Origin of the sequence: Luteibacter sp. SG786 (assembly GCF_011759605.1) — a bacterium.
Lineage (GTDB): Bacteria > Pseudomonadota > Gammaproteobacteria > Xanthomonadales > Rhodanobacteraceae > Luteibacter.
Genome location: NZ_JAAOYX010000002.1, coordinates 252,107 through 269,692, shown reverse-complemented (window position 1 = coordinate 269,692; position 17,586 = coordinate 252,107). Strand labels below are relative to the sequence as shown.

19 protein-coding genes are annotated in these 17,586 nt (G+C 66.7%); 6 read left to right on the top strand and 13 right to left on the bottom strand.

Going from position 1 to position 17,586, the window contains the following annotated elements; translation table 11 throughout:
- Nucleotides 1-23 precede the first annotated feature (23 nt).
- Together FHS47_RS13040 and FHS47_RS13035 are read left to right on the top strand one after the other, a co-directional pair.
- Nucleotides 24-878 carry a class I SAM-dependent methyltransferase gene (locus FHS47_RS13040; RefSeq protein ID WP_167028563.1) on the top strand — a complete coding sequence of 285 codons (855 nt, stop codon included), beginning with the start codon at nucleotides 24-26 and terminating at the stop codon, nucleotides 876-878.
- Between the two features lie 56 nt (nucleotides 879-934).
- Nucleotides 935-1,501: a pseudouridine synthase gene (locus FHS47_RS13035; protein WP_167028559.1), complete on the top strand. Its 567-nt coding sequence runs from the start codon at nucleotides 935-937 to the stop codon at nucleotides 1,499-1,501.
- 161 nt (nucleotides 1,502-1,662) lie between these two features.
- Here the strand turns inward: FHS47_RS13035 and dgoD are convergent, their stop codons facing one another.
- From dgoD to FHS47_RS12995, 8 genes are read right to left on the bottom strand one after another with little or no spacing between them, the layout of a single operon-like run.
- Complete coding sequence (gene dgoD / locus FHS47_RS13030) at nucleotides 1,663-2,814, bottom strand: galactonate dehydratase (protein ID WP_167028556.1); 1,152 nt, start codon at nucleotides 2,812-2,814, stop codon at nucleotides 1,663-1,665.
- Nucleotides 2,815-2,816: 2 nt separating this feature from the next.
- On the bottom strand, nucleotides 2,817-3,428 hold the full coding sequence (locus FHS47_RS13025) for a 2-dehydro-3-deoxy-6-phosphogalactonate aldolase (protein ID WP_167028552.1): 612 nt from the start codon (nucleotides 3,426-3,428) through the stop codon (nucleotides 2,817-2,819).
- Between the two features lie 5 nt (nucleotides 3,429-3,433).
- Nucleotides 3,434-4,237 (bottom strand): SDR family oxidoreductase, encoded by an 804-nt coding sequence (locus FHS47_RS13020; protein ID WP_167028549.1) that lies wholly within the window; start codon nucleotides 4,235-4,237, stop codon nucleotides 3,434-3,436.
- Nucleotides 4,234-5,124, bottom strand: a complete 891-nt coding sequence (locus FHS47_RS13015) for an SMP-30/gluconolactonase/LRE family protein (RefSeq protein ID WP_167028546.1) — start codon at nucleotides 5,122-5,124, stop codon at nucleotides 4,234-4,236. Before FHS47_RS13015 ends, FHS47_RS13020 begins: the two co-directional genes overlap by 4 nt.
- Nucleotides 5,124-6,125 carry an L-arabinose ABC transporter permease AraH gene (gene araH / locus FHS47_RS13010; protein WP_167028543.1) on the bottom strand — a complete coding sequence of 334 codons (1,002 nt, stop codon included), beginning with the start codon at nucleotides 6,123-6,125 and terminating at the stop codon, nucleotides 5,124-5,126. Before araH ends, FHS47_RS13015 begins: the two co-directional genes overlap by 1 nt.
- A 3-nt stretch (nucleotides 6,126-6,128) precedes the next feature.
- Nucleotides 6,129-7,655, bottom strand: a complete 1,527-nt coding sequence (araG, locus tag FHS47_RS13005; protein WP_167028540.1) for an L-arabinose ABC transporter ATP-binding protein AraG — start codon at nucleotides 7,653-7,655, stop codon at nucleotides 6,129-6,131.
- 2 nt (nucleotides 7,656-7,657) lie between these two features.
- The gene (locus FHS47_RS13000; protein WP_167028537.1) at nucleotides 7,658-8,647 is read right to left on the bottom strand and encodes an arabinose ABC transporter substrate-binding protein; all 990 of its coding nucleotides are present in this window, start codon (nucleotides 8,645-8,647) and stop codon (nucleotides 7,658-7,660) included.
- Between the two features lie 28 nt (nucleotides 8,648-8,675).
- Nucleotides 8,676-9,674: a 2-dehydro-3-deoxygalactonokinase gene (locus FHS47_RS12995; protein ID WP_167028534.1), complete on the bottom strand. Its 999-nt coding sequence runs from the start codon at nucleotides 9,672-9,674 to the stop codon at nucleotides 8,676-8,678.
- Between the two features lie 104 nt (nucleotides 9,675-9,778).
- Between FHS47_RS12995 and FHS47_RS12990 the strand changes: the two genes are divergently transcribed.
- Nucleotides 9,779-10,654: a LysR substrate-binding domain-containing protein gene (locus tag FHS47_RS12990; RefSeq protein WP_167028531.1), complete on the top strand. Its 876-nt coding sequence runs from the start codon at nucleotides 9,779-9,781 to the stop codon at nucleotides 10,652-10,654.
- Between the two features lie 115 nt (nucleotides 10,655-10,769).
- Here FHS47_RS12990 and FHS47_RS12985 read toward each other — a convergent pair whose 3' ends face one another.
- From FHS47_RS12985 to rpsU, 5 genes are all read right to left on the bottom strand, one after another.
- Complete coding sequence (locus FHS47_RS12985) at nucleotides 10,770-11,384, bottom strand: DedA family protein (RefSeq protein WP_167028528.1); 615 nt, start codon at nucleotides 11,382-11,384, stop codon at nucleotides 10,770-10,772.
- A 91-nt stretch (nucleotides 11,385-11,475) separates the two neighbouring features.
- On the bottom strand, nucleotides 11,476-13,218 hold the full coding sequence (dnaG, locus tag FHS47_RS12980; protein ID WP_167028525.1) for a DNA primase: 1,743 nt from the start codon (nucleotides 13,216-13,218) through the stop codon (nucleotides 11,476-11,478).
- Between the two features lie 52 nt (nucleotides 13,219-13,270).
- A complete protein-coding gene (locus FHS47_RS12975; RefSeq protein ID WP_072322409.1) occupies nucleotides 13,271-13,444 on the bottom strand; it encodes a DUF1328 domain-containing protein in 174 nt (57 codons plus the stop codon).
- A 447-nt stretch (nucleotides 13,445-13,891) separates the two neighbouring features.
- The gene (locus FHS47_RS12970; RefSeq protein WP_167028522.1) at nucleotides 13,892-14,335 is read right to left on the bottom strand and encodes a GatB/YqeY domain-containing protein; all 444 of its coding nucleotides are present in this window, start codon (nucleotides 14,333-14,335) and stop codon (nucleotides 13,892-13,894) included.
- Nucleotides 14,336-14,472: 137 nt separating this feature from the next.
- Nucleotides 14,473-14,688, bottom strand: coding sequence for a 30S ribosomal protein S21 (gene rpsU / locus FHS47_RS12965; protein WP_029213735.1), 216 nt, complete (start codon nucleotides 14,686-14,688; stop codon nucleotides 14,473-14,475).
- A 65-nt stretch (nucleotides 14,689-14,753) separates the two neighbouring features.
- Here rpsU and tsaD point away from each other — a divergent pair, with 65 nt between their 5' ends.
- The 3 genes from tsaD (at nucleotide 14,754) to FHS47_RS12950 (ending at nucleotide 17,586) form a co-directional block, all read left to right on the top strand.
- The gene (gene tsaD / locus FHS47_RS12960; RefSeq protein WP_167028519.1) at nucleotides 14,754-15,794 is read left to right on the top strand and encodes a tRNA (adenosine(37)-N6)-threonylcarbamoyltransferase complex transferase subunit TsaD; all 1,041 of its coding nucleotides are present in this window, start codon (nucleotides 14,754-14,756) and stop codon (nucleotides 15,792-15,794) included.
- A 170-nt stretch (nucleotides 15,795-15,964) separates the two neighbouring features.
- Entirely contained in the window at nucleotides 15,965-16,324 is a 360-nt protein-coding gene (gene folB, locus FHS47_RS12955) for a dihydroneopterin aldolase (RefSeq protein ID WP_167028516.1), read from the top strand.
- Nucleotides 16,321-17,586, top strand: a complete 1,266-nt coding sequence (locus FHS47_RS12950) for a mechanosensitive ion channel domain-containing protein (protein WP_167028513.1) — start codon at nucleotides 16,321-16,323, stop codon at nucleotides 17,584-17,586. Before folB ends, FHS47_RS12950 begins: the two co-directional genes overlap by 4 nt.

Here is a 17,586-nt window from a genome sequence, read left to right as displayed (position 1 = left end):
CCCCCACAGGAAGCGGCGCCGCCATGAAGAAATTCGCGAAGAAGTTCATCGTTGCCAATGTGATCGGCCTCGTGGCCTCCGTCGTGGCCGTTGCCTATGACGTCGACCAGCCCAGGCAGACCACGCCGCCGGCCAGTGCGGGACAGGTGGCCTCCGCCCAGCTCCAGCAGGCCGTGAACGGCAACTGGCGCTCGGAAAAGAACAAGGCCCGCGACCCCTATCGCCATCCGGCTCAGACGCTCGGCTTTTTCGGCATCCGGCCCGACATGACCGTGATCGAGATCTGGCCGTCCGGTGGCTGGTTCACCGAGATCATCGCGCCGTTCCTCAACGCCAACGGCCACTACATCGGCGCGGTGCCGACCGGGTCCAAGAGCAAGGTGGCGCTGGAAAACAAGTTCAGGTTCGACCAGGCGCACTTCGGCAACGCGAAGCTCGTCGAGTTCGACGACAAGGCGCCCAACCTCGGCCCGGACGGCTCGGCCGACATGGTGCTGACCTTCCGCAACGTGCACAACTGGGCCGCCGACGGCAACGCTGAAGTCATGTTCAAGGCGTTCTACAAGGTGCTGAAGCCGGGTGGCGTGCTGGGCGTGGAAGACCATCGCGCCGACAAGGGCAAGACGCTCGACCAGGTGGTCAACACGGGCTACCTGCCGACGGATTACGTCATCAAGCTGGCGACCGACGCGGGCTTCAAGCTCGACGGGCAGAGCGAAATCAACGCCAACCCGAAGGACAACCACGATCACCCGAAGGGCGTCTGGACGTTGCCGCCCACGTATGAACTGGGCGAGCAGGACAAGGCGAAGTACGCTGCGATCGGCGAGTCCGACCGCATGACGCTCCGCTTCGTGAAACCCTCCACCGCGAAGTGACGCGAGCGGCACTGGATCGCGCCGTGCAAGGTCACGGCGCGCGGAGGATTTGCTGAGTGCTGGTGGCGTTGAACAAGCCCTTCGGCGTGCTCTGCCAGTTCACGGGCGAAGCCGGCCGGCGCACGCTGGCCGACTTCGTGCCACAGAAGGGTGTCTACGCAGCCGGCCGGCTCGACCAGGACAGCGAAGGGCTGTTGCTGCTGACCGACGACGGGGCGCTGCAGCACCGCCTTGCCGATCCGAAGCACAAGCAACCGAAGACCTATGTGGTGCAGGTGGAAGGGTCGCCTTCGGAAGAAGCGCTCGAACGCCTGCGTCGCGGCGTGGTGCTGAACGACGGTCCTACGTTGCCGGCCGGTGTCGAGGCCATCGATGAACCCGAATGGCTATGGCCGCGCGACCCGCCGGTGCGCTACCGCAAGACGGTGCCGGACGCGTGGCTGCGCATCGTGCTGCGCGAGGGCCGCAACCGCCAGGTTCGCCGCATGACCGCCGCGGTGGGATTGCCGACCCTGCGTCTGATCCGCGAAGCCGTAGGCAGCTATCGGCTGGATGGCCTGGCACCGGGCGAGGTGCGGGTGATCGATGCCCGGGCGGCCGCGGCAGGCCCGAATCGCCGCTGAAGCGGCTCCCACACAACGCAATGGCGACAATCTTTCGGTGAACCGCTTCGGCGCAGCGGGCGGATTGCCTGTATGGGTATCCTCACCATGGAATTGGCGAGGCTCCTTGTGGGAGCCGCTTCAGCGGCGATCCCGCGGCAGCGGGCAAGCCGCCGCCACGCTCACCACTCCGCCACGGACCCGTCCGGATGCCGCCACAGCGGGTTGCGCCAATCGGCGGCGTCGCGGCTGCGTTCGATCACCAGTTCCTCGTTGACCTCGATGCCGAGGCCCGGCGCGGTGAACGGTTTCGCGTAACCGCCTTCGTCCAGTGCCAGTGCCTCCTTGTTGAGCACGTAGTCCAGCACTTCGCCGCCGCGGTTGTAGTGGATGCCCATGCTCTGTTCCTGCAGCGTGGCATTCCAGCTGACGAAGTCGGCGTGCAGACAGGATGCGAGCGCGATGGGCCCCAGCGGACAATGCGGCGCGAAGGCCACGTCGTAGGCTTCGGCCATGGCCGCGATGCGCACGCACTCGGTAATGCCGCCGGCATGCGACAGGTCGGGCTGCACGATGGCGATGCCGCCGCGCTCCAGCACGTGCTTGAATTCGAAGCGCGAATACATGCGCTCGCCGGCGGCGAGGGGAATGGATGTCTGCGCGGCGATGCGGGGGTAGTACTCGGCCTGTTCCGCGAGCACCGGTTCCTCGATGAAGAGCGGCCGGAACGGTTCCAGTTCCTTCACCAGCACTTTCGCCATGGGTGCGGAAACACGGCCGTGGAAATCGAGGCCGAACTCGATGGTGTTGCCGAAGGCCTCGCGGATTTCCGCCACCCGTGCCACGGCATCGTCCACGGCCTTGCTCGAGCCGATCATGCCCATCTCTTCGCAACCGTTCATCTTGAACGTGTCGAAGCCGTGCGCGAGACGTTCGCGGATCTGCGCGATGATGTCGGCGGGACGGTCGCCGCCCACCCAGCAATAGGTCTTCATGCGGTCGCGCACGCGGCCGCCGAGCAGTTCGAACACCGGTGCGCCGAGGGCCTTGCCCTTGATGTCCCACAGGGCCTGGTCGATGCCGGCGATGGCACTCATGAACACGGCACCCCCGCGGTAGAAACCGCCGCGGTACATGGTCTGCCAGAGGTCGTTGATGCGGGAGGGATCCTTGCCGATCACATACTCGGACAACTCGTGCACCGCTGCCTCGACGGTGCGCGCACGGCCTTCGATCACGGGCTCGCCCCAGCCGACGATGCCTTCGTCGGTTTCCATCTTCAGGAACATCCAGCGGGGCGGGACGCGATAGGTAGTGATGCGGGTGATCTTCATGCTTATACCGAGCGATAGGCTTTGACGAAGGCCTGCGCGCGCTCACGCGTGCGCGATACCGGCTGTCCCGCTTTATACAGGTCGCCGCCCAACCCTGCACCGATGCAGCCGGCGTCGAGGAACTGGCCGATGTTCTCGGGCGTGACGCCACCCACGGCGAGCAGGGGCACGTCGGGCGGCAGAACGGCGCGGATCGCCTTCACGTAGCCCGGCCCCCATTGCGACGCCGGGAACAGCTTCAGCGATTGCGCGCCCGCCGCCAGGGCGGTGAAGGCCTCGCTGGGCGTGGTGAAGCCGATGGACGTATACATGCCGCGCTCGCGGCCGCGACGGACCACGGAGGCATCGGTGTTCGGCGTCACCAGCAGGTGGCCCCCGAGGTCGGCCACGGCATCCACGGCATCCGGCGTGAGCACGGTGCCGGCGCCCACGAGGGCGCGGTCGCCAGCCGCCTCGAGTGCCAGTGGGATACTGCGCTGCCAGTCGGGCGAGTTCAGGGGTACTTCGATGGCGTCGAAGCCGGCTTCGAGCAGTGCCTCGACATGGGCGACCACCTCGTCCGGGGTAATGCCGCGGAGGATGGCGATGAGGGGTAGGGCGGTCGGCCAGGCCATGGCGTTCACTCGTGGTAGAGCTGGGAGCGGCCGCCGTCGATGCGAATGTCGGCGGCGTTGATGTAGCGGGCTTCGTCGGAGGCGAGGAACAGTGCGGTATAGGCAATTTCCTCCGGCTCGCCGATACGCTTGTTGGGCAGTATCTCGGTCTGCTTCCGCCGCTCGGCCTCGGGATCGGGCGCGGCGGCGAAACCGGCTTCGGCGATCGCGGTGAGCACGAGGCCGGGCGAAATCGAATTCACCCGGATGCCACGCGCGGCGTATTCGATGCCCAGGGCCTTCGTGAGGCCGATCAGGCCATGCTTGGCGACTGGGTAGGGGAAGCAGTGCGGAATGATCTTGTGCCCGTGCACCGAGGCGATGTTCACGATGCTGCCGCGCCCGAGCGCGAGCATGCCCGGCAACACCGCCTTCGCGCAGTTCCAGGCGCCTTTCAGGTCCACCTCGAAGCAGCGGGTCCATTCCTCGTCGCTCAACGACAGCGGGTCGTTGAACACGTTGATGCCGGCATTGTTCACCAGCACGTCGGGCGGCCCGAAGCGTTCGTTGGCGGCGGCGACCATGCGCTCGATGGCGTCGGGCCGGGTGACATCCGCCTCGAAGAGCATGGCGTCGTCGGTGTCGAGGCTGGCGAGCGTGTCGCGCGCCTGCGCGTTGTCTTCGAGCACGTTGAGGACGATCTTCGCGCCATGCGCGGCGAAGAGCCGCGCGGTGGCCGCGCCGATACCCTGGGTGGCGCCGGTGACGATGGCCACCTTGCCGGCGAGCCGGGGAAGCGGTGTGGTGCGGGGATCGGGGCGGCGGGTCATGCCTTCACTCCGTGACCGTAGCGGGCTTCCGGCAGTCCGCGGCCGTGCGCCGGGCTGCCGATGAAGATGGCGCCGTTGGCGGGCTCGTCGCGCAGCACCGCCTCGTCCAGGCCCTTGTGGGCCGAGGTGATCACCATGCGGTCGAGCTCGCGGCCGGCGAAGCTCACGCAGCTGGGTTGCCGCGCCGGCAGTTCGATCGTCGCGTCGACCCTGCCGTCCGGCGCGTAACGGACGACGCGCGAACCGCCCCACTGGGCGTTCCAGAGGAAGCCTTCCGCATCGACCGTGGAGCCGTCCGGCTCCAGTCCGGGCGACAGTGCCGCGAATACCCGGATACGGTCGACCTCGCCGCTGGCTGCGTCGTAGTCGCAGGCCATGATCTGGGCGGTGGGCGAGTCGGTGAAGTACATCGTCTCGCCGTCGGGGCTGAAGCAGATGCTGTTCGTGATCGCTGCCTTGGGCAGGGCCAGGCGGCCCAGCTTGCCGTCGTGCGTATAGCGCCAGAACGAAGCCGTCTTCTCCGGACCGCGTTCGTTGAGCGTGCCGAAGACGAAGTTGCCGCCGCGGTCGCAGCGGCCGTCGTTGGCGCGCATGCCGGTCAGGTCGGGCTCGATGTCCTCCAGCACGTGCAGCGTGCCGTCGTGGGTGTCATAGCGCGCCAGCTGTTTCTCCAGCGCCAGCAGCAGCACGCCCGGCACGTGGGTCAGCGCGAAGCAGCACAGGCGGGCGGGAAGCACCGCCTCCGACACGGCGCCTGTGGCGGGGTCGTAGGCGTACAGGCGCGAGGTGGCGATGTCGGTCCAGCGCACAAGGTTGGCGTGGTCGTCCCAGATCACGCCCTCGGCGTGGGCCTGGCGTTGTGGCGAAATCGGTTTGAAGTCGGTCATCAGCGGGATTGCCTGCGGTTCTTTAGCTGGTCCACGAGCACGGCGATCAGGAGGATCGCGCCACGCACGAGGTACTGGTAGAAGGCGTCGATGTTCATGAGGCTCATCGCATTCTGCACGGTGCCCATGATGAGCACGCCAACGAGCACGCCGCTGATGGTGGCACGGCCGCCCATGAGCGACACGCCGCCCAGCACGCACGCCGAGATCACGTTGAGCTCGAAGCCCTCGCCGGCGTTGGGCTGCCCGCTGGTCATGCGCGAGGCGAGGATCACGCCCGCCAGCGCGGCAATGAGCCCCTGGATGAGGAAGATGGCGATGCGCACGCGGTCGACGGCCACGCCGGCGAGGCGCGCCGCATCGGGGTTGCCGCCGATGGCCAGGGTGTTGCGGCCGTAGATGGTCTTGTTAAGCAGCACGCCGAAGACGACGAAGCAGGCGAGCGTGACCCATACCGGCACCGGAAGGCCCAGGAACTGCGAACTGCCGAGGGTGAAGAAGGCTTCGCTGCTGACGCCCACCGCCTGGCCGTGCGAGGCGATGAACGCAAGGCCGCGCACGATCTCCATCGTGGCCAGGGTGGTGATCAGCGCGTTGATCTTGAGCTTCGCGATGACCACGCCGTTCACGAAGCCCACGAGCGCGCCGGCGACGATGGCCGCGGCGATGCCGATGACCACGCTGCCGGTGGCGTTGGACACGATGGCGCAGAACACGCCGGCAAACGCCACGGTGGAACCGACCGAAAGGTCGAAGTCGCGCGAGGCAAGGCAGAACATCATGGTGCAGGCGACCATGCCGATCTGCGACACCGACAGGGCCAGGCCCACGACGTTGTCCCACGAGAAGAAGTAGCGCACCGTCATGCTCAGCACGGCGAACAGCACGATGAAGATGCCGATCAGGCTGTAATCGTCGACAAGCTGCCAGAGCAGGGCGCGGCGGCGGTCGCGGGGCGTCTCGCGAGTCGCGGCGATGGCGGCGGCGTTGGACTCGGTCATGGGTCAGGCATTCCTTGGAAGGGTGGTTCCCGCGCCTTCGGGCAGGGCGGCGGCGAGGACGTTCTGTTCGTTGGCCGAGGCGCGATCGAACTGCCCCGTGATGCGGCCGTGGCACATGGTGATCACGCGATCGGAAACGCCGAGCACTTCGGGAAGTTCGCTGGAGATCATCACCACGGCGACGCCGCGTTCGGCGAGCTCGTAGAGCACGTTGTAGATTTCGTTCTTGGCCCCCACGTCGATGCCGCGCGTGGGTTCGTCGACGATCAGCACCCGCAGGTCCTTTTCGGCGAGCCAGCGCGAAAGCACGGCCTTCTGCTGGTTGCCGCCGGAAAGCAGGCGGATTTCCTGCCGGCGGTGCGGCGTGCGGATGCGCAGGCGCTCGATGAAGCTGTCGGCCGTGCGTGCCTCCACGCGGTCGTTCACGAAGAGCCCCGCCGTGAGGTGGTTCCGGCGGGCGCTGATGTTGATGTTCTCCGACACGGAACGCACGCCGATGATGCCTTCCTCCTTGCGGTCCTCGGGGCAGAGGACGAGGCCGTGGCGGATGGCGTCGCGAATGCGCGAGGGCCGGACCGGATGCCCGTCCACGCGCACTTCGCCCGAGACCCGCCGATCGGCGCCGTACACCACGCGCATGATCTCCGACCGTCCGGCCCCCACGAGGCCGAAAAAGCCCACGATCTCGCCGGCGCGCACGTCGAAGCTGGTCGGCACCGGCAACGCGCGGCCCGTGACGCCCTCGACCGAAAGGCGCACGTCGCCCTGTGTGCGGGGGCGGTAGCCGAAGATGTCGCTGATCTCGCGGCCGACCATGCGCTGCACCAGCGTGTCGCGCGTGACGCCTTCCAGCGTGTCGAAATCGGCCACCTTGCGGCCGTCGCGGAAGATGGTGGCGGCGTCGCAGAGTTCGAAGATCTCGTCCATACGGTGCGAGATGTAGATCATCGCCTTGCCCTGCGCGCGGAGGTCGCGCACGAGGCGGAACAGTACATCCGTCTCGCGGTGCGACAGCGAGCTGGTGGGTTCGTCCAGGGCGAGGATCTTCGCGTCGCGAAGGATGGCTTTCACGATCTCCACCATCTGCCGCTGGCCGATGGAGAGCTTCTTCAGCTTCGCGCGCGGGTCGAGATCGACGCCCAGCGCATCCAGTCGTTCGCGGGTCCAGGCCAGCGCGCGGCGGCGATCGACAAGGCCGAAGCGTGTCGGCAGGCGCCCGAGCAGAAGGTTCTCCATGACCGAAAGCTCCGGCACGTACTGGAGTTCCTGGTGTATCACCGCCACGCCGGCGTCGATGGCGTCGGCGGCACTGCGGAAGTGCATCGTCCGGCCGTCGATGGCCACCTCGCCCTCGTCGGGAATGTATTCCCCGCCGAGGATCTTCATCATCGTGGACTTGCCTGCGCCGTTCTCGCCGAGCAGGCCGTGCACGCTGCCGGCGCGCACTTCGAAGCCGACGTCACCGAGCGCCCGCACGCCGGGAAAGGTCTTCCCGATATGGCGGAACTCGAGCCGCGGAACGTCGGCCATGGTCAAAGCCCCATTTCCTTGCGGATCTCGTCCGCATTGGCGCGCGTGATGAGCTGGCCGGTGGTGAGCGTGAGCGCCGGCGGTGCCTTGTCGTTCTTGATCCACTCGTACATGTTCACCGAGGTCTCGTAACCGTGCCGCTTCGGACTGATGAGCACGCTGCCGAAGAACCCGGTGGCCTGTGCCTTGGAGAACTCGTTGAGGGCCGATTTGCTGCCGCCGATGCCCACGCCGATGACGTTCTCGGCCGAGAAGCCGCGGCCTTCCGCCGCGCGCACGGCGCCGAGCACGGCTTCGTCGTTGAGGCCGAATGCCACCCAGTGTTTGAAGTCCGGATGCTGGGTGATGGCGATGTTGGCCGCGTTGAAGGCATTCTCGGTATCGGTTTTCGCCTGGGGCGCGTTGACGATGTTGTCCTTCGGGAACCCGGCCGCGCTGAGTGCCTCGATCGCGCCTTCGGTACGTTCGCGTGCGGTAGGCAGCTGGTCGTAGGACACGCGAAGCGCGCCGGTTTCTTCCGGCTTCCAGCCGCGCTTCTTCATTTCGTCGGCGATCGCCTGGCCGACCTGCTCGCCGATCTTCGATGCGGAAATGCCCATGTGCGGAACCGCTTCGATGGGCTTGCCGGCACCGTCGACGAGGCGGTCGTCCACCGTCATTAGCTTGAGGCCGTCGGCCTTGGCCTTGGCGACGATCGAAGGGCCGAGCTTCACGTCCGGCGTGCAGATGATGAAGCCCTGGGCGTGCTGTGCCTTGAGGTTGTCGATGGTGGTGAGCACCTGGCCGCCGTCGGGGGCGCCGATCTTCACCAGGGTGAAGCCCTTCTCCTTCGCTGCCTGCTCCGCATACTTCCATTCGTCCTGGAACCACGGTTCCTCGGGCTGCTTCACCACGAAGCCGATCTTCACTTCGTCGTTGGGTGCCGCGGAGCAGCCGGAAAGGGCGAGCGCCAGGGCAAGCGCCTTCAGACCATTGGCGATATTCATCTTCATGTGCTGCTCCTCGTGAAACGAAGTAGGTTTAGCCGACCAGCCCGCGCTGGCGTGCCACGGCGATGGCGCCGTGTCCTGCAAGGTCGCGTTGCTCGTCGTCGCCCAGCACCGTGACGGTGCCGGAAAAGAAATCGTCGCCTTCCACCAGGCGGGCGATGGCCTCGCGCAGGATGGGCTTGCCGCTCACCACGAAGCGCGTGCCCGGACTCATCCGGATCGCGCTGGAATTCTTGAGGGTAAGGAGGTCGGAGCCGAGCACGGCGCCGAGCAGGAAGTTCGCGCGCGCGTTGGCGTCGTACACGGCGAACTGGTCGAGAATGCGCACGCTGAAGCAGGCGCGGCCCAGGCCGATCTTCTTCGCCGAGGCGGCGCCCGCGAGCAGCATCTCGGCATCGATGCGCTGTGCGAAGCCTTCCTTGAGCGAACTGGCGAGGATCGTGTCGTGCGAGATCACGTGCAGCAGTTCGCCGGCAAGCGTGGTGACGCAGCCCTCGATCCGGCGCTCGGCGTCGATGCTCACGAACTTGGAATGCGAACCCGGCAGCACGATGACGGTGGGTTCGTCGAGGCCGAGGCGTTCCACCAGCGCGAAGGATTCCACTTCCTCGCCGCGCATCATGTCCATGGCCTCGCAGTTGTGCAGGCCGATGTGTTCCACCGCGTTCCGTACGCCCGGCACGAACCAGATGGGGTCGCGCCACACGTTGGGCAGGTGGCTTTCGCGCATGGCGCCGGCCAGGTCGTCGATGCCCACCGCCGCCACGACGTGCGGAATCTCGCACAGGCCCATGTTGGAGGTGATCATGCCGGAGGCCAGGGCCCGATCGATGTCGCCTTCGCCCAGTTCCGCTGTGGCCAGGGCTTCGGCGATCGTTTCGCGAACGCCCTCTTCGAGCCGGGTGCGGCTGCCGGTGATGGCCGTGTCGCGTACGCCGACCTGCCGCGCTGCCTGTCCGATGACGGCGCCGTGCTGCCACACGCTGACGCGCGTGTTGGTGGTGCCGGTGTCGATGGTGAGGATATTCATCGGGGATCCGCTCTGGGTCGCCCCGGATTCTTGGCGTGGCCTTCCGACGCAGGCAAACTAGAAATTCTTCGGGCCTTCCCCAAATTTTTCTTGATGACCTTGCAATGAAGCGCTCGCTACCCCTCAACGCCGTGCGCGTGTTCGAGCTTGCAGCGCAGCATTCGAGCTTCACGAAAGCCGCGGAGGAGTTGGCTCTTACCCCTGCGGCGGTCAGTGCGCAAGTCAAATTGCTGGAGTCGTACCTCGGCACACCGCTATTTGTGCGACGCAACAATCGCTTGAAACTCACGGCCGCCGGCGAGAATTACTTTCCGCGCATTCGCGACGCTTTTCGTGCACTGCAGCAAGCGACCGACCAGGTTCTCGGTCAGCGGAACGCCTCGCTGCGGGTCTCGGTGCCACCGACGTTCGGCACAAAATGGCTCGTACCGCGCCTGTTCCGCTTCTTCGCGAAGCACCCGGATATCGCCGTCGAGGTGGTCACCGACGGCGGCGATGGCGGCGATTGGGATCTGGCGGTGGACGATCGCCTCGGCGAGGGACGCGAGCAATCCATCCTTGTCGTGAGTCGTTACACCCCGGTGTGCTCGCCGGCCGTGGCAGGGCAATTGCGCGGCCCCGAAGACCTTCCCACCCAGGTGCTGCTACACGAGCGTCCCGGCCGCCGCGCGGCTCCCGCCGTGGGCTGGGACCAGTGGTTCGAACGAGCCGGTGTCGCTCCCGGCGTCGTGTCGCGCGAAATGGGTTTCGGCGACGGCACGATGATGTTGCAGGCCGCCATCGAAGGGCAGGGCGTGGCCCTGGCCCAGGAACTGCTGGTGGCTTATGACGTGGCCGCGGGCAGGCTTGCGGAACCGTTCCGGCTCGACGTTCCGTTGCAGCACACGTATTACCTGGCCGTATCGCACGAGGCGACCGCGCGGGAAGAAACCGAACTGTTCAGGGCCTGGCTGTTCGCCGAACTTGGCGGCGCCCGGTAAAGACGCTGGGCCCCTGCCCGCGCAGGGGCGACGGTGTTTCCCGACGTTGCTCGCAACACACCCACCTACCGCAGTCGCCCCTGCGCAGGCAGGGGCCCAGTGCCTCCCGCGCGGCTCAGCAATCCCGTGCCGCTTTCCGTTTTCGCCACCAGATCACGCCGAGCACCACGACGGCGGCGGCAATGGCGAGCCATACGCCGGTCTGGCCGCGGCGGATCCACATCGCCAGCCACTCGTGGTTGTGCGCGCCGAAATAGCCAAGGTAGACCCAGATCGGCACGCTGATCGCGGCGGCGAGGCCGTCGAGGAGCAGGAAACGGAAGAAGCCCACGCGGTGCGTGGCGCCGGCCGTGATGAACACGGCGGTGCGCATGCCGGGCAGGAAGCGTGCGACGAACATCATGCGGTTGCCGTAGCGCTCGAATTTCTCCTGCACCTTGGCATAGCGTTCCGGCGTGAGCAGCCGGGCCACGAGGCGCCAACTCATGATGCGCCCCCCGAAATGGCGGCCGAGCAGGAACATCGTGGAATCGCCCACCAGCACGCCGGCCATCCCCACGCCGACCATGGTGTGCACGTCGCCGTAGCCCAGACCGGTGATGATGCCGCCCGCGACCAGACTGATGTCTTCGGGAAGCGGAAGGCCTGCGCCGCACAGCATCAGCGCGAAGAAGACGGCGAGGTAGCCGTTCCTTCCGAAGAAATCGACGAGGTCGTTGAGCAGGTCCATCAGTGGCGCACGAATCCGGCCCGGGCCGGTCCCTTGGAAATACGAAGGCGGGATGATCCCACGGATCGCGTTATGCCCGCGATGCGGCGCATCATTCGCCGTCCGCCGGGGCGGGTGCCGCGCGGGCGGCGAGCAGCACGCGCAGTTCGGCTTTCTCGGTGTCGTCGAGCACGCCCTCGCGGCTGCGGGCGATCAGGTACTCGCGGCGTTGCGTAGTGACCTGGCGCTGCATCTGGGCCAGGGCGTCGAGGAACTCGACGCGCTGCATGTCGGCCTCGCCGATCACTTCGGCCTGCATCAGCTTCTGCAACGACGGATACTCCGGCCGGTCGAGGAAATGCTCGACCAGCACGGCCGGGTTGATGCCAGGACGGGCGCGGGCGACGTCGATCAGTTCGGCCAGCAGATCGACGCCTGGCCTGTCCAGGCGCAGGAAGGCGTAGGGCGGCTCTACTTCGTCGGCCAGCGAGGGTTGCGCCAGGAGGAGGGTGATGGCGCTGCGGACGAGGCTGCGCTGCACGTTTGCCGGCCGGGCCGGCGCCCGGCGCGCCGGTTCCGGCTCGGCCTCGAGCACGGCGCGTGCGCCCGTACGGCGCTGGAGTTCCTGCGCCATCAGGTCGCGGAAGGCGCCGTCGGGCAGTTTCGCGATGAGCGGACGGGCCCGTTCGGCGAGACGTGCCTTGCCGTCGAGGCGGCTGGTGTCGACGTCGCGACCCAGTTCCTCGAAGAAGTACTCCGACATCGGCATGGCGTTCTTCATGCGCTGCTCAAAGCCGTCCTTGCCCTCCTTGCGCACCAGCGTGTCCGGATCCTCGCCGTCGGGCAGAAACAGGAAATGCGCCTGGCGGCCGTCGCGCATGCGCGGCAGGATCGATTCCAGCGCGCGCCACGCTGCCTGGCGGCCGGCGCGGTCGCCGTCGAAACAGAAGTACACGTCGGGTGCGGCGCGGAAGAGCACTTCGGCATGCTCTGGCGTGGTCGCGGTACCCAGCGTGGCCACGGCGATCGGCAGACCCGCCTGGTGCAGCGCGATGACGTCCATGTAGCCCTCCACCACCATGATCCGGGTGAGGTGCTGGTGGGCCTGCTTCACCTGCCAGAGGGCGAAGAGCTCGCGGCCCTTGTGGAAAAGGGGCGTTTCCGGCGAGTTGAGGTACTTCGGGCTCTGCTCGGACGACAGCACGCGGCCGCCGAACGCGATGACGCGCCCACGCCGGTCGAGGATGGGGAACATCACCCGTTCGCGGAATCGGTCGTACCGGTTGCCGCGCTCGTTGCTGGCGACCATGCCGGCCTCGTTGAGCAGCTGCCGCCGACGATCGGTGGTGCCCAGCGCCTTCAGCACGCCATCGAATCCGGCCGGCGCCCAGCCGATGCGGAAGCGCTTCACGATGTCGTCGTCGAGCCCGCGGCGGTCGATGTAGGCGCGGGCTTCGGGGCTGTTGCCCAGTTCGCGCTGGTAGAACGAGGCGGCTTCATCGAGCAGCGTGTAGAGGTCGCTGCGGTCTTCCCGCGGCTTATCGTCGCGGGCGCCTTCGTAAGGCACTTTCAGGCCGGCCGACTGCGCCAGTTCCTCGATGGCGTCGGGAAACTCCAGGCGGTCGTAGTCCATGATGAACTTGATCGCGCTGCCGTGTGCGCCGCACCCGAAGCAGTGAAAGAACTGCTTTTGGGGGCTCACGTAGAAGGAGGGCGAGCGTTCGTTGTGGAAGGGGCAGCAGGCCGTCCATTCCCGGCCTGCCTTCTTCAACGGCACGCGCCGCTCGATCACGTCGACGATGTCGACGCGGGTCAGCAGTTCATCGATGAAGCTGTCGGGAATTCGGCCACGCATCAGTCCCCTAGGATGCCATGCATCCGCTTCCGTATGGAGTCTGGCAGGGGCGTCAGAAGGCGAGCTTGAAGACGCCGATGACGGCCAGGATGGCGATCACGAACAGGATCAGGAAGATGGCGAAGCAGACCTTGGCGATGGTCGCGGCCACGCCGGAGACGCGGCTGAAGCCGAGCGCGCCGGTCACGAGCGCAATCAGGCCGAAGATGATGGCGTACTTGAGCATGGAGATCCTCCTTGGGGCGCGGGGAGGATGCGGCGGCGTGCGTGGGGAGGCCGTGAAGCCCCGGACGCATAGGGGAACCGAAAACCTTTGGTAACCGGCAACCATGTGGGAGCCGGCTATGCCGGCGATCCCGCGGCAGCGGGCACGCTTGCCGCGAGCCCCCATCGCCGCTGAAGCGGCTCCCACACAAAGCTTGCTTGGCTTGTGTGGTGTGGGGGTCTTTTGTGGGAGCCGGCTATGCCGGCGATCCCGCCGCAGCGGGCACGCTTGCCGCGAGCACCCATCGCCGCTGAAGCGGCTCCCACACAAAGCTTGCTTGGCTTGTGTGGTGTGGGGGTCTTTTGTGGGAGCCGGCTATGCCGGCGATCCCGCGGCAGCGGGCACGCTGCCGCGAGCCCCCATCGCCGCTGAAGCGGCTCCCACAAAGGCCCTCAGTAAAGAGGTGGCTCAGGCCAGTTTCGCCTTCACCTTGCCGGCGACGGCGGCCATATCGGCTCGGCCGGCGGCCTTCTCCTTCACCAGGGCGACCACCTTGCCCATGTCGCGGGCGGAGCTGGCGCCCGATTCGGCAATGGCCGCGGCGATGATGGCGTCGAGTTCGGCCTCGTCGAGCTTGGCGGGCAGGTAGCCGGCGATCACGCCCATCTCGTAGCGCTCGACGTCGGCCAGGTCGGTGCGGCCGGCCTTGTCGTACTGCTCGATCGAGTCGCGGCGCTGCTTCTGCATCTTCTCGAGCACAGCCAGCACCTGGGTGTCGTCGAGCTCGATCCGTTCGTCGACCTCGCGCTGCTTGATCTGGGCCTGGACCAGGCGGATGACGCCCAGGCGGTCCTTCTCCCCGCCCTTCATGGCGGCCTTCATGTCTTCGGTGATCTTTGCCTTGAGGCTCATGATTCTTTTCTCCGGGACGACGAAAAGCCGGCTTCACCTTTCGGCAAAGCCGGCTCGGGATTTCCGCCTGCTTGCGGCGGCGGCGAAAACGCGCCAGCCGCGGTACCATGCCAGCCCGGGAAGGGCCGGCCGGTGCATCAGTACATGCGGGTCCGGCGCGTCGTGTCGCGGGACAGACGGCGCAGGTGGCGCTTCACAGCAGCGGCGCGCTTGCGCTTACGCTCCTGGGTCGGCTTTTCGTAAAATTCGCGCTTGCGCGTTTCGGCCAGCACGCCAGCCTTCTCGCACGTACGCTTGAAGCGGCGAAGGGCAAGCTCAAACGGCTCGTTCTCGCGGACTTTAACGCTCGGCATGGAAACTCCACTTGGTTAAACTGACCCGTGAATCCGGGTGAGCCGTGGATTATAACGTGAGTCTGATGAGAAATTCAAAGCCCGTGCTTGGCGTGGAAACGTCCTGTGACGAGACGGGCGTTGCCCTGCTGCGTTGGGACCCGGACCAACCGGGTCGCGGGCTCCTTTCGCACGCGCTTTTCAGCCAGATCGCCCTGCACGCGGAATATGGCGGCGTCGTGCCGGAATTGGCCAGTCGCGACCACGTGCGCAAGCTGCTGCCCCTGGTGCGCCAGGCCCTGAAGGACGCCGGTCTGACGCCGGCCGACCTGGGCGGTGTGGCCTATACCGCCGGTCCCGGCCTCGTGGGTGCCTTGCTCGTGGGCGCCTCGGCGGCGCGGGCCATGGCTTGGGCGCTCGGCGTGCCGGCCATCGGTGTGCACCACATGGAAGGCCACCTCCTGGCGCCGCTGCTCGAGGACGATCCGCCGGAGCCGCCGTTCGTGGCGCTGCTGGTTTCGGGCGGGCATTCCATGCTGGTGGAGGTCAAGGCCATCGGGGAATACCGCATCCTCGGCGACACGCTGGACGACGCCGCGGGCGAAGCGTTCGACAAGACCGCGAAGCTCATGGGCCTGCCGTACCCGGGTGGCCCGGCGCTCGCGAAGCTTGCCGAGCAGGGCACCCCCGGCCGGTTCCGTTTTTCCAGGCCCATGGTCGACCGCCCGGGGCTGGATTTCAGCTTTTCGGGGCTGAAGACCCAGGTGCTCCTGGCCTGGCAGGCCTCGGACAAGAGCGACCAGACCCGCGCCGACATCGCGCGCGGGTTCGAGGAAGCCATTGTCGACACCCTGGCCATCAAATGCCGGCGTGCACTGGAAGCCACGGGCGCAAGGCGGCTGGTGATCGCCGGTGGCGTGGGCGCGAACAAGCGCCTGCGCGAACAACTGGCGCAGGCCGGAGCCGCCGACGGTTTCCGCGTCTACTTCCCGCGCCTGGCGTTCTGCACCGACAACGGGGCCATGATCGCCCTTGCCGGTGCCATACGGCTGGCGGCGGGCCAGCACCAGGACGAAACCATCCAGGTGTTCCCGCGCTGGAACCTCGAGACGCTGCCCGCGGCCTGAAAGCGTGGGGAGCCGGCTATGCCGGCGATCCCGCGCAGCGGGCCAGCTTGCCGCGAGCACCCATCGCCGCTGAAGCGGCTCCCACAGAAAGCAGCTCCAAAGAAAGCAGGCGCTTGCGCAATCGGCTTTCCTCGCCGACCCTGTACGGCCCTCTTCATCGTTGCACCCGTATGGACATCGTCTTCATAGAGGACCTGCGCATCGACGCGGTCATCGGTATCTACGATTGGGAGCGGCGCATCCGCCAGACGCTGTCGTTCGACCTGGAAATGGCTTTCGACAACCGCCGTCCCGCGGCCAGCGACGACATCGCCGACACCCTCAACTACAAATCGATCTCCAGGCGCCTCCAGGCCTATGTGGAAGCTTCGAGCTTCGGCCTCGTCGAGACGCTGGCCGAGCGTTGCGCCGAGATAGTGCAGAACGAATTCGGCGTGGCCTGGGTGCGGCTCAAGCTGTCCAAGCCCGGCGCGGTGCGCGGCGCGAAAGCAGTCGGCGTGCGTATCGAACGCGGTACGCGGCCGCAATGATCGAGCCCCGGGACATACAGGCCTTCCTCGACGAGGTCATTCCATCGACCGTGTGGCGCAGCGTGGTGATGGTCGGTGGACTCGTGGTCATCGCCTGGCTGGTGGACCTGCTCGGCCGCCTGTTCCTCCATCGCGTGGTGCGTGCCGCCACACGGCACACGCATTGGCGCTGGGACGACGCGCTCTATGAATTCGGCTGCTTCCGCTGGCTGGCGCGCGTGCTGCCCGGCGTTGTCGTCTACTACGGCATCGCCCTGTTGCTGCCGGTGGACGACGGCGTGGGCGCGTTCGTGCGCAGCCTTGCCGTCTGCTGGATCATCGTGTGCGTGATCTCGGCCATGGGCCGCGCCCTGCTCGCGTTCGAATCGCTCTACAGCGCGACGCCGGCGGGAAAGCGATCGATCAAGGGTATCGTCCAACTGTTGCAGATGGCGTTATGGATCGTGGCGCTGGTGCTGGTGATCACCAAGCTCACCCATCAGAGCGTCGGCTTGCTGCTGTCCGGCATCGGCGCCATGTCCGCCGTGCTGCTGCTGGTGTTCAAGGACACCATCCTGGGCTTCGTCGCCGGCATCCAGCTGAGCACGAACGACATGCTGCGCATCGGCGACTGGATCACCATGCCCTCCGCGGGCGTCGACGGCGACGTGATCGACATCACGCTGCATACCGTGAAGGTACGCAATTTCGACCGCACGATCGTCACGGTGCCCACCTGGAAGCTGATTTCCGAGTCGTTCCAGAACTGGCGCGGCATGGCCGAATCGGGCGGGCGACGGATCAAGCGCGAGCTGTTCATCGATGCGGCCTGCGTGCGATTCCTCGAGGACGAGGAAATCGAACGCTATGGAAGCGTGTACCTGCTCAAGACCTACCTGGAGCGCAAGCGCGAGGACATCCGCCGCTGGAACGAGGCGCTGGGTGAACCGGGCAAGCTCCCGGTGAACCGGCGCCGGCAGACCAACATCGGCGCCTTCCGTGCCTACGCCGAGGCGTACCTCGCGGCGCACCCGGACGTGCACGACAAGATGACCCGCATGGTCCGCATGCGCGATCCCGGCGCGCAGGGCATTCCGCTGGAGGTCTATTGCTTCACCAATACGGTGGTGTGGCTCGATTACGAACGCATCCAGGCGGACATCTTCGACCACCTGATCGCGATCCTTCCGGAGTTCGGACTGCGGCCGTTCCAACAGCCGTCGGGCGGCGACGTGCGCGATGCCGTCGCGGGTATTCGTCTTGCGGTCACCCAGGAGGCCTGA

What these genes read in the sequence shown, in the direction of transcription:
- FHS47_RS12975 (WP_072322409.1), bottom strand. Translation starts at nt 13,444, where the DNA reads ATGCTCAAGTACGCCATCATCTTCGGCCTGATTGCGCTCGTGACCGGC.
- FHS47_RS13020 (WP_167028549.1), bottom strand. Translation starts at nt 4,237, where the DNA reads ATGACCCGCCGCCCCGATCCCCGCACCACACCGCTTCCCCGGCTCGCC.
- FHS47_RS12995 (WP_167028534.1), bottom strand. Translation starts at nt 9,674, where the DNA reads ATGAATATCCTCACCATCGACACCGGCACCACCAACACGCGCGTCAGC.
- FHS47_RS13040 (WP_167028563.1), top strand. Translation starts at nt 24, where the DNA reads ATGAAGAAATTCGCGAAGAAGTTCATCGTTGCCAATGTGATCGGCCTC.
- dnaG (WP_167028525.1), bottom strand. Translation starts at nt 13,218, where the DNA reads ATGCGTGGCCGAATTCCCGACAGCTTCATCGATGAACTGCTGACCCGC.
- rpsU (WP_029213735.1), bottom strand. Translation starts at nt 14,688, where the DNA reads ATGCCGAGCGTTAAAGTCCGCGAGAACGAGCCGTTTGAGCTTGCCCTT.
- FHS47_RS12970 (WP_167028522.1), bottom strand. Translation starts at nt 14,335, where the DNA reads ATGAGCCTCAAGGCAAAGATCACCGAAGACATGAAGGCCGCCATGAAG.
- FHS47_RS12985 (WP_167028528.1), bottom strand. Translation starts at nt 11,384, where the DNA reads ATGGACCTGCTCAACGACCTCGTCGATTTCTTCGGAAGGAACGGCTAC.
- FHS47_RS13025 (WP_167028552.1), bottom strand. Translation starts at nt 3,428, where the DNA reads ATGGCCTGGCCGACCGCCCTACCCCTCATCGCCATCCTCCGCGGCATT.
- araG (WP_167028540.1), bottom strand. Translation starts at nt 7,655, where the DNA reads ATGGCCGACGTTCCGCGGCTCGAGTTCCGCCATATCGGGAAGACCTTT.
- FHS47_RS12950 (WP_167028513.1), top strand. Translation starts at nt 16,321, where the DNA reads ATGATCGAGCCCCGGGACATACAGGCCTTCCTCGACGAGGTCATTCCA.
- tsaD (WP_167028519.1), top strand. Translation starts at nt 14,754, where the DNA reads ATGAGAAATTCAAAGCCCGTGCTTGGCGTGGAAACGTCCTGTGACGAG.
- araH (WP_167028543.1), bottom strand. Translation starts at nt 6,125, where the DNA reads ATGACCGAGTCCAACGCCGCCGCCATCGCCGCGACTCGCGAGACGCCC.
- FHS47_RS13015 (WP_167028546.1), bottom strand. Translation starts at nt 5,124, where the DNA reads ATGACCGACTTCAAACCGATTTCGCCACAACGCCAGGCCCACGCCGAG.
- dgoD (WP_167028556.1), bottom strand. Translation starts at nt 2,814, where the DNA reads ATGAAGATCACCCGCATCACTACCTATCGCGTCCCGCCCCGCTGGATG.
- folB (WP_167028516.1), top strand. Translation starts at nt 15,965, where the DNA reads ATGGACATCGTCTTCATAGAGGACCTGCGCATCGACGCGGTCATCGGT.
- FHS47_RS13000 (WP_167028537.1), bottom strand. Translation starts at nt 8,647, where the DNA reads ATGAAGATGAATATCGCCAATGGTCTGAAGGCGCTTGCCCTGGCGCTC.
- FHS47_RS12990 (WP_167028531.1), top strand. Translation starts at nt 9,779, where the DNA reads ATGAAGCGCTCGCTACCCCTCAACGCCGTGCGCGTGTTCGAGCTTGCA.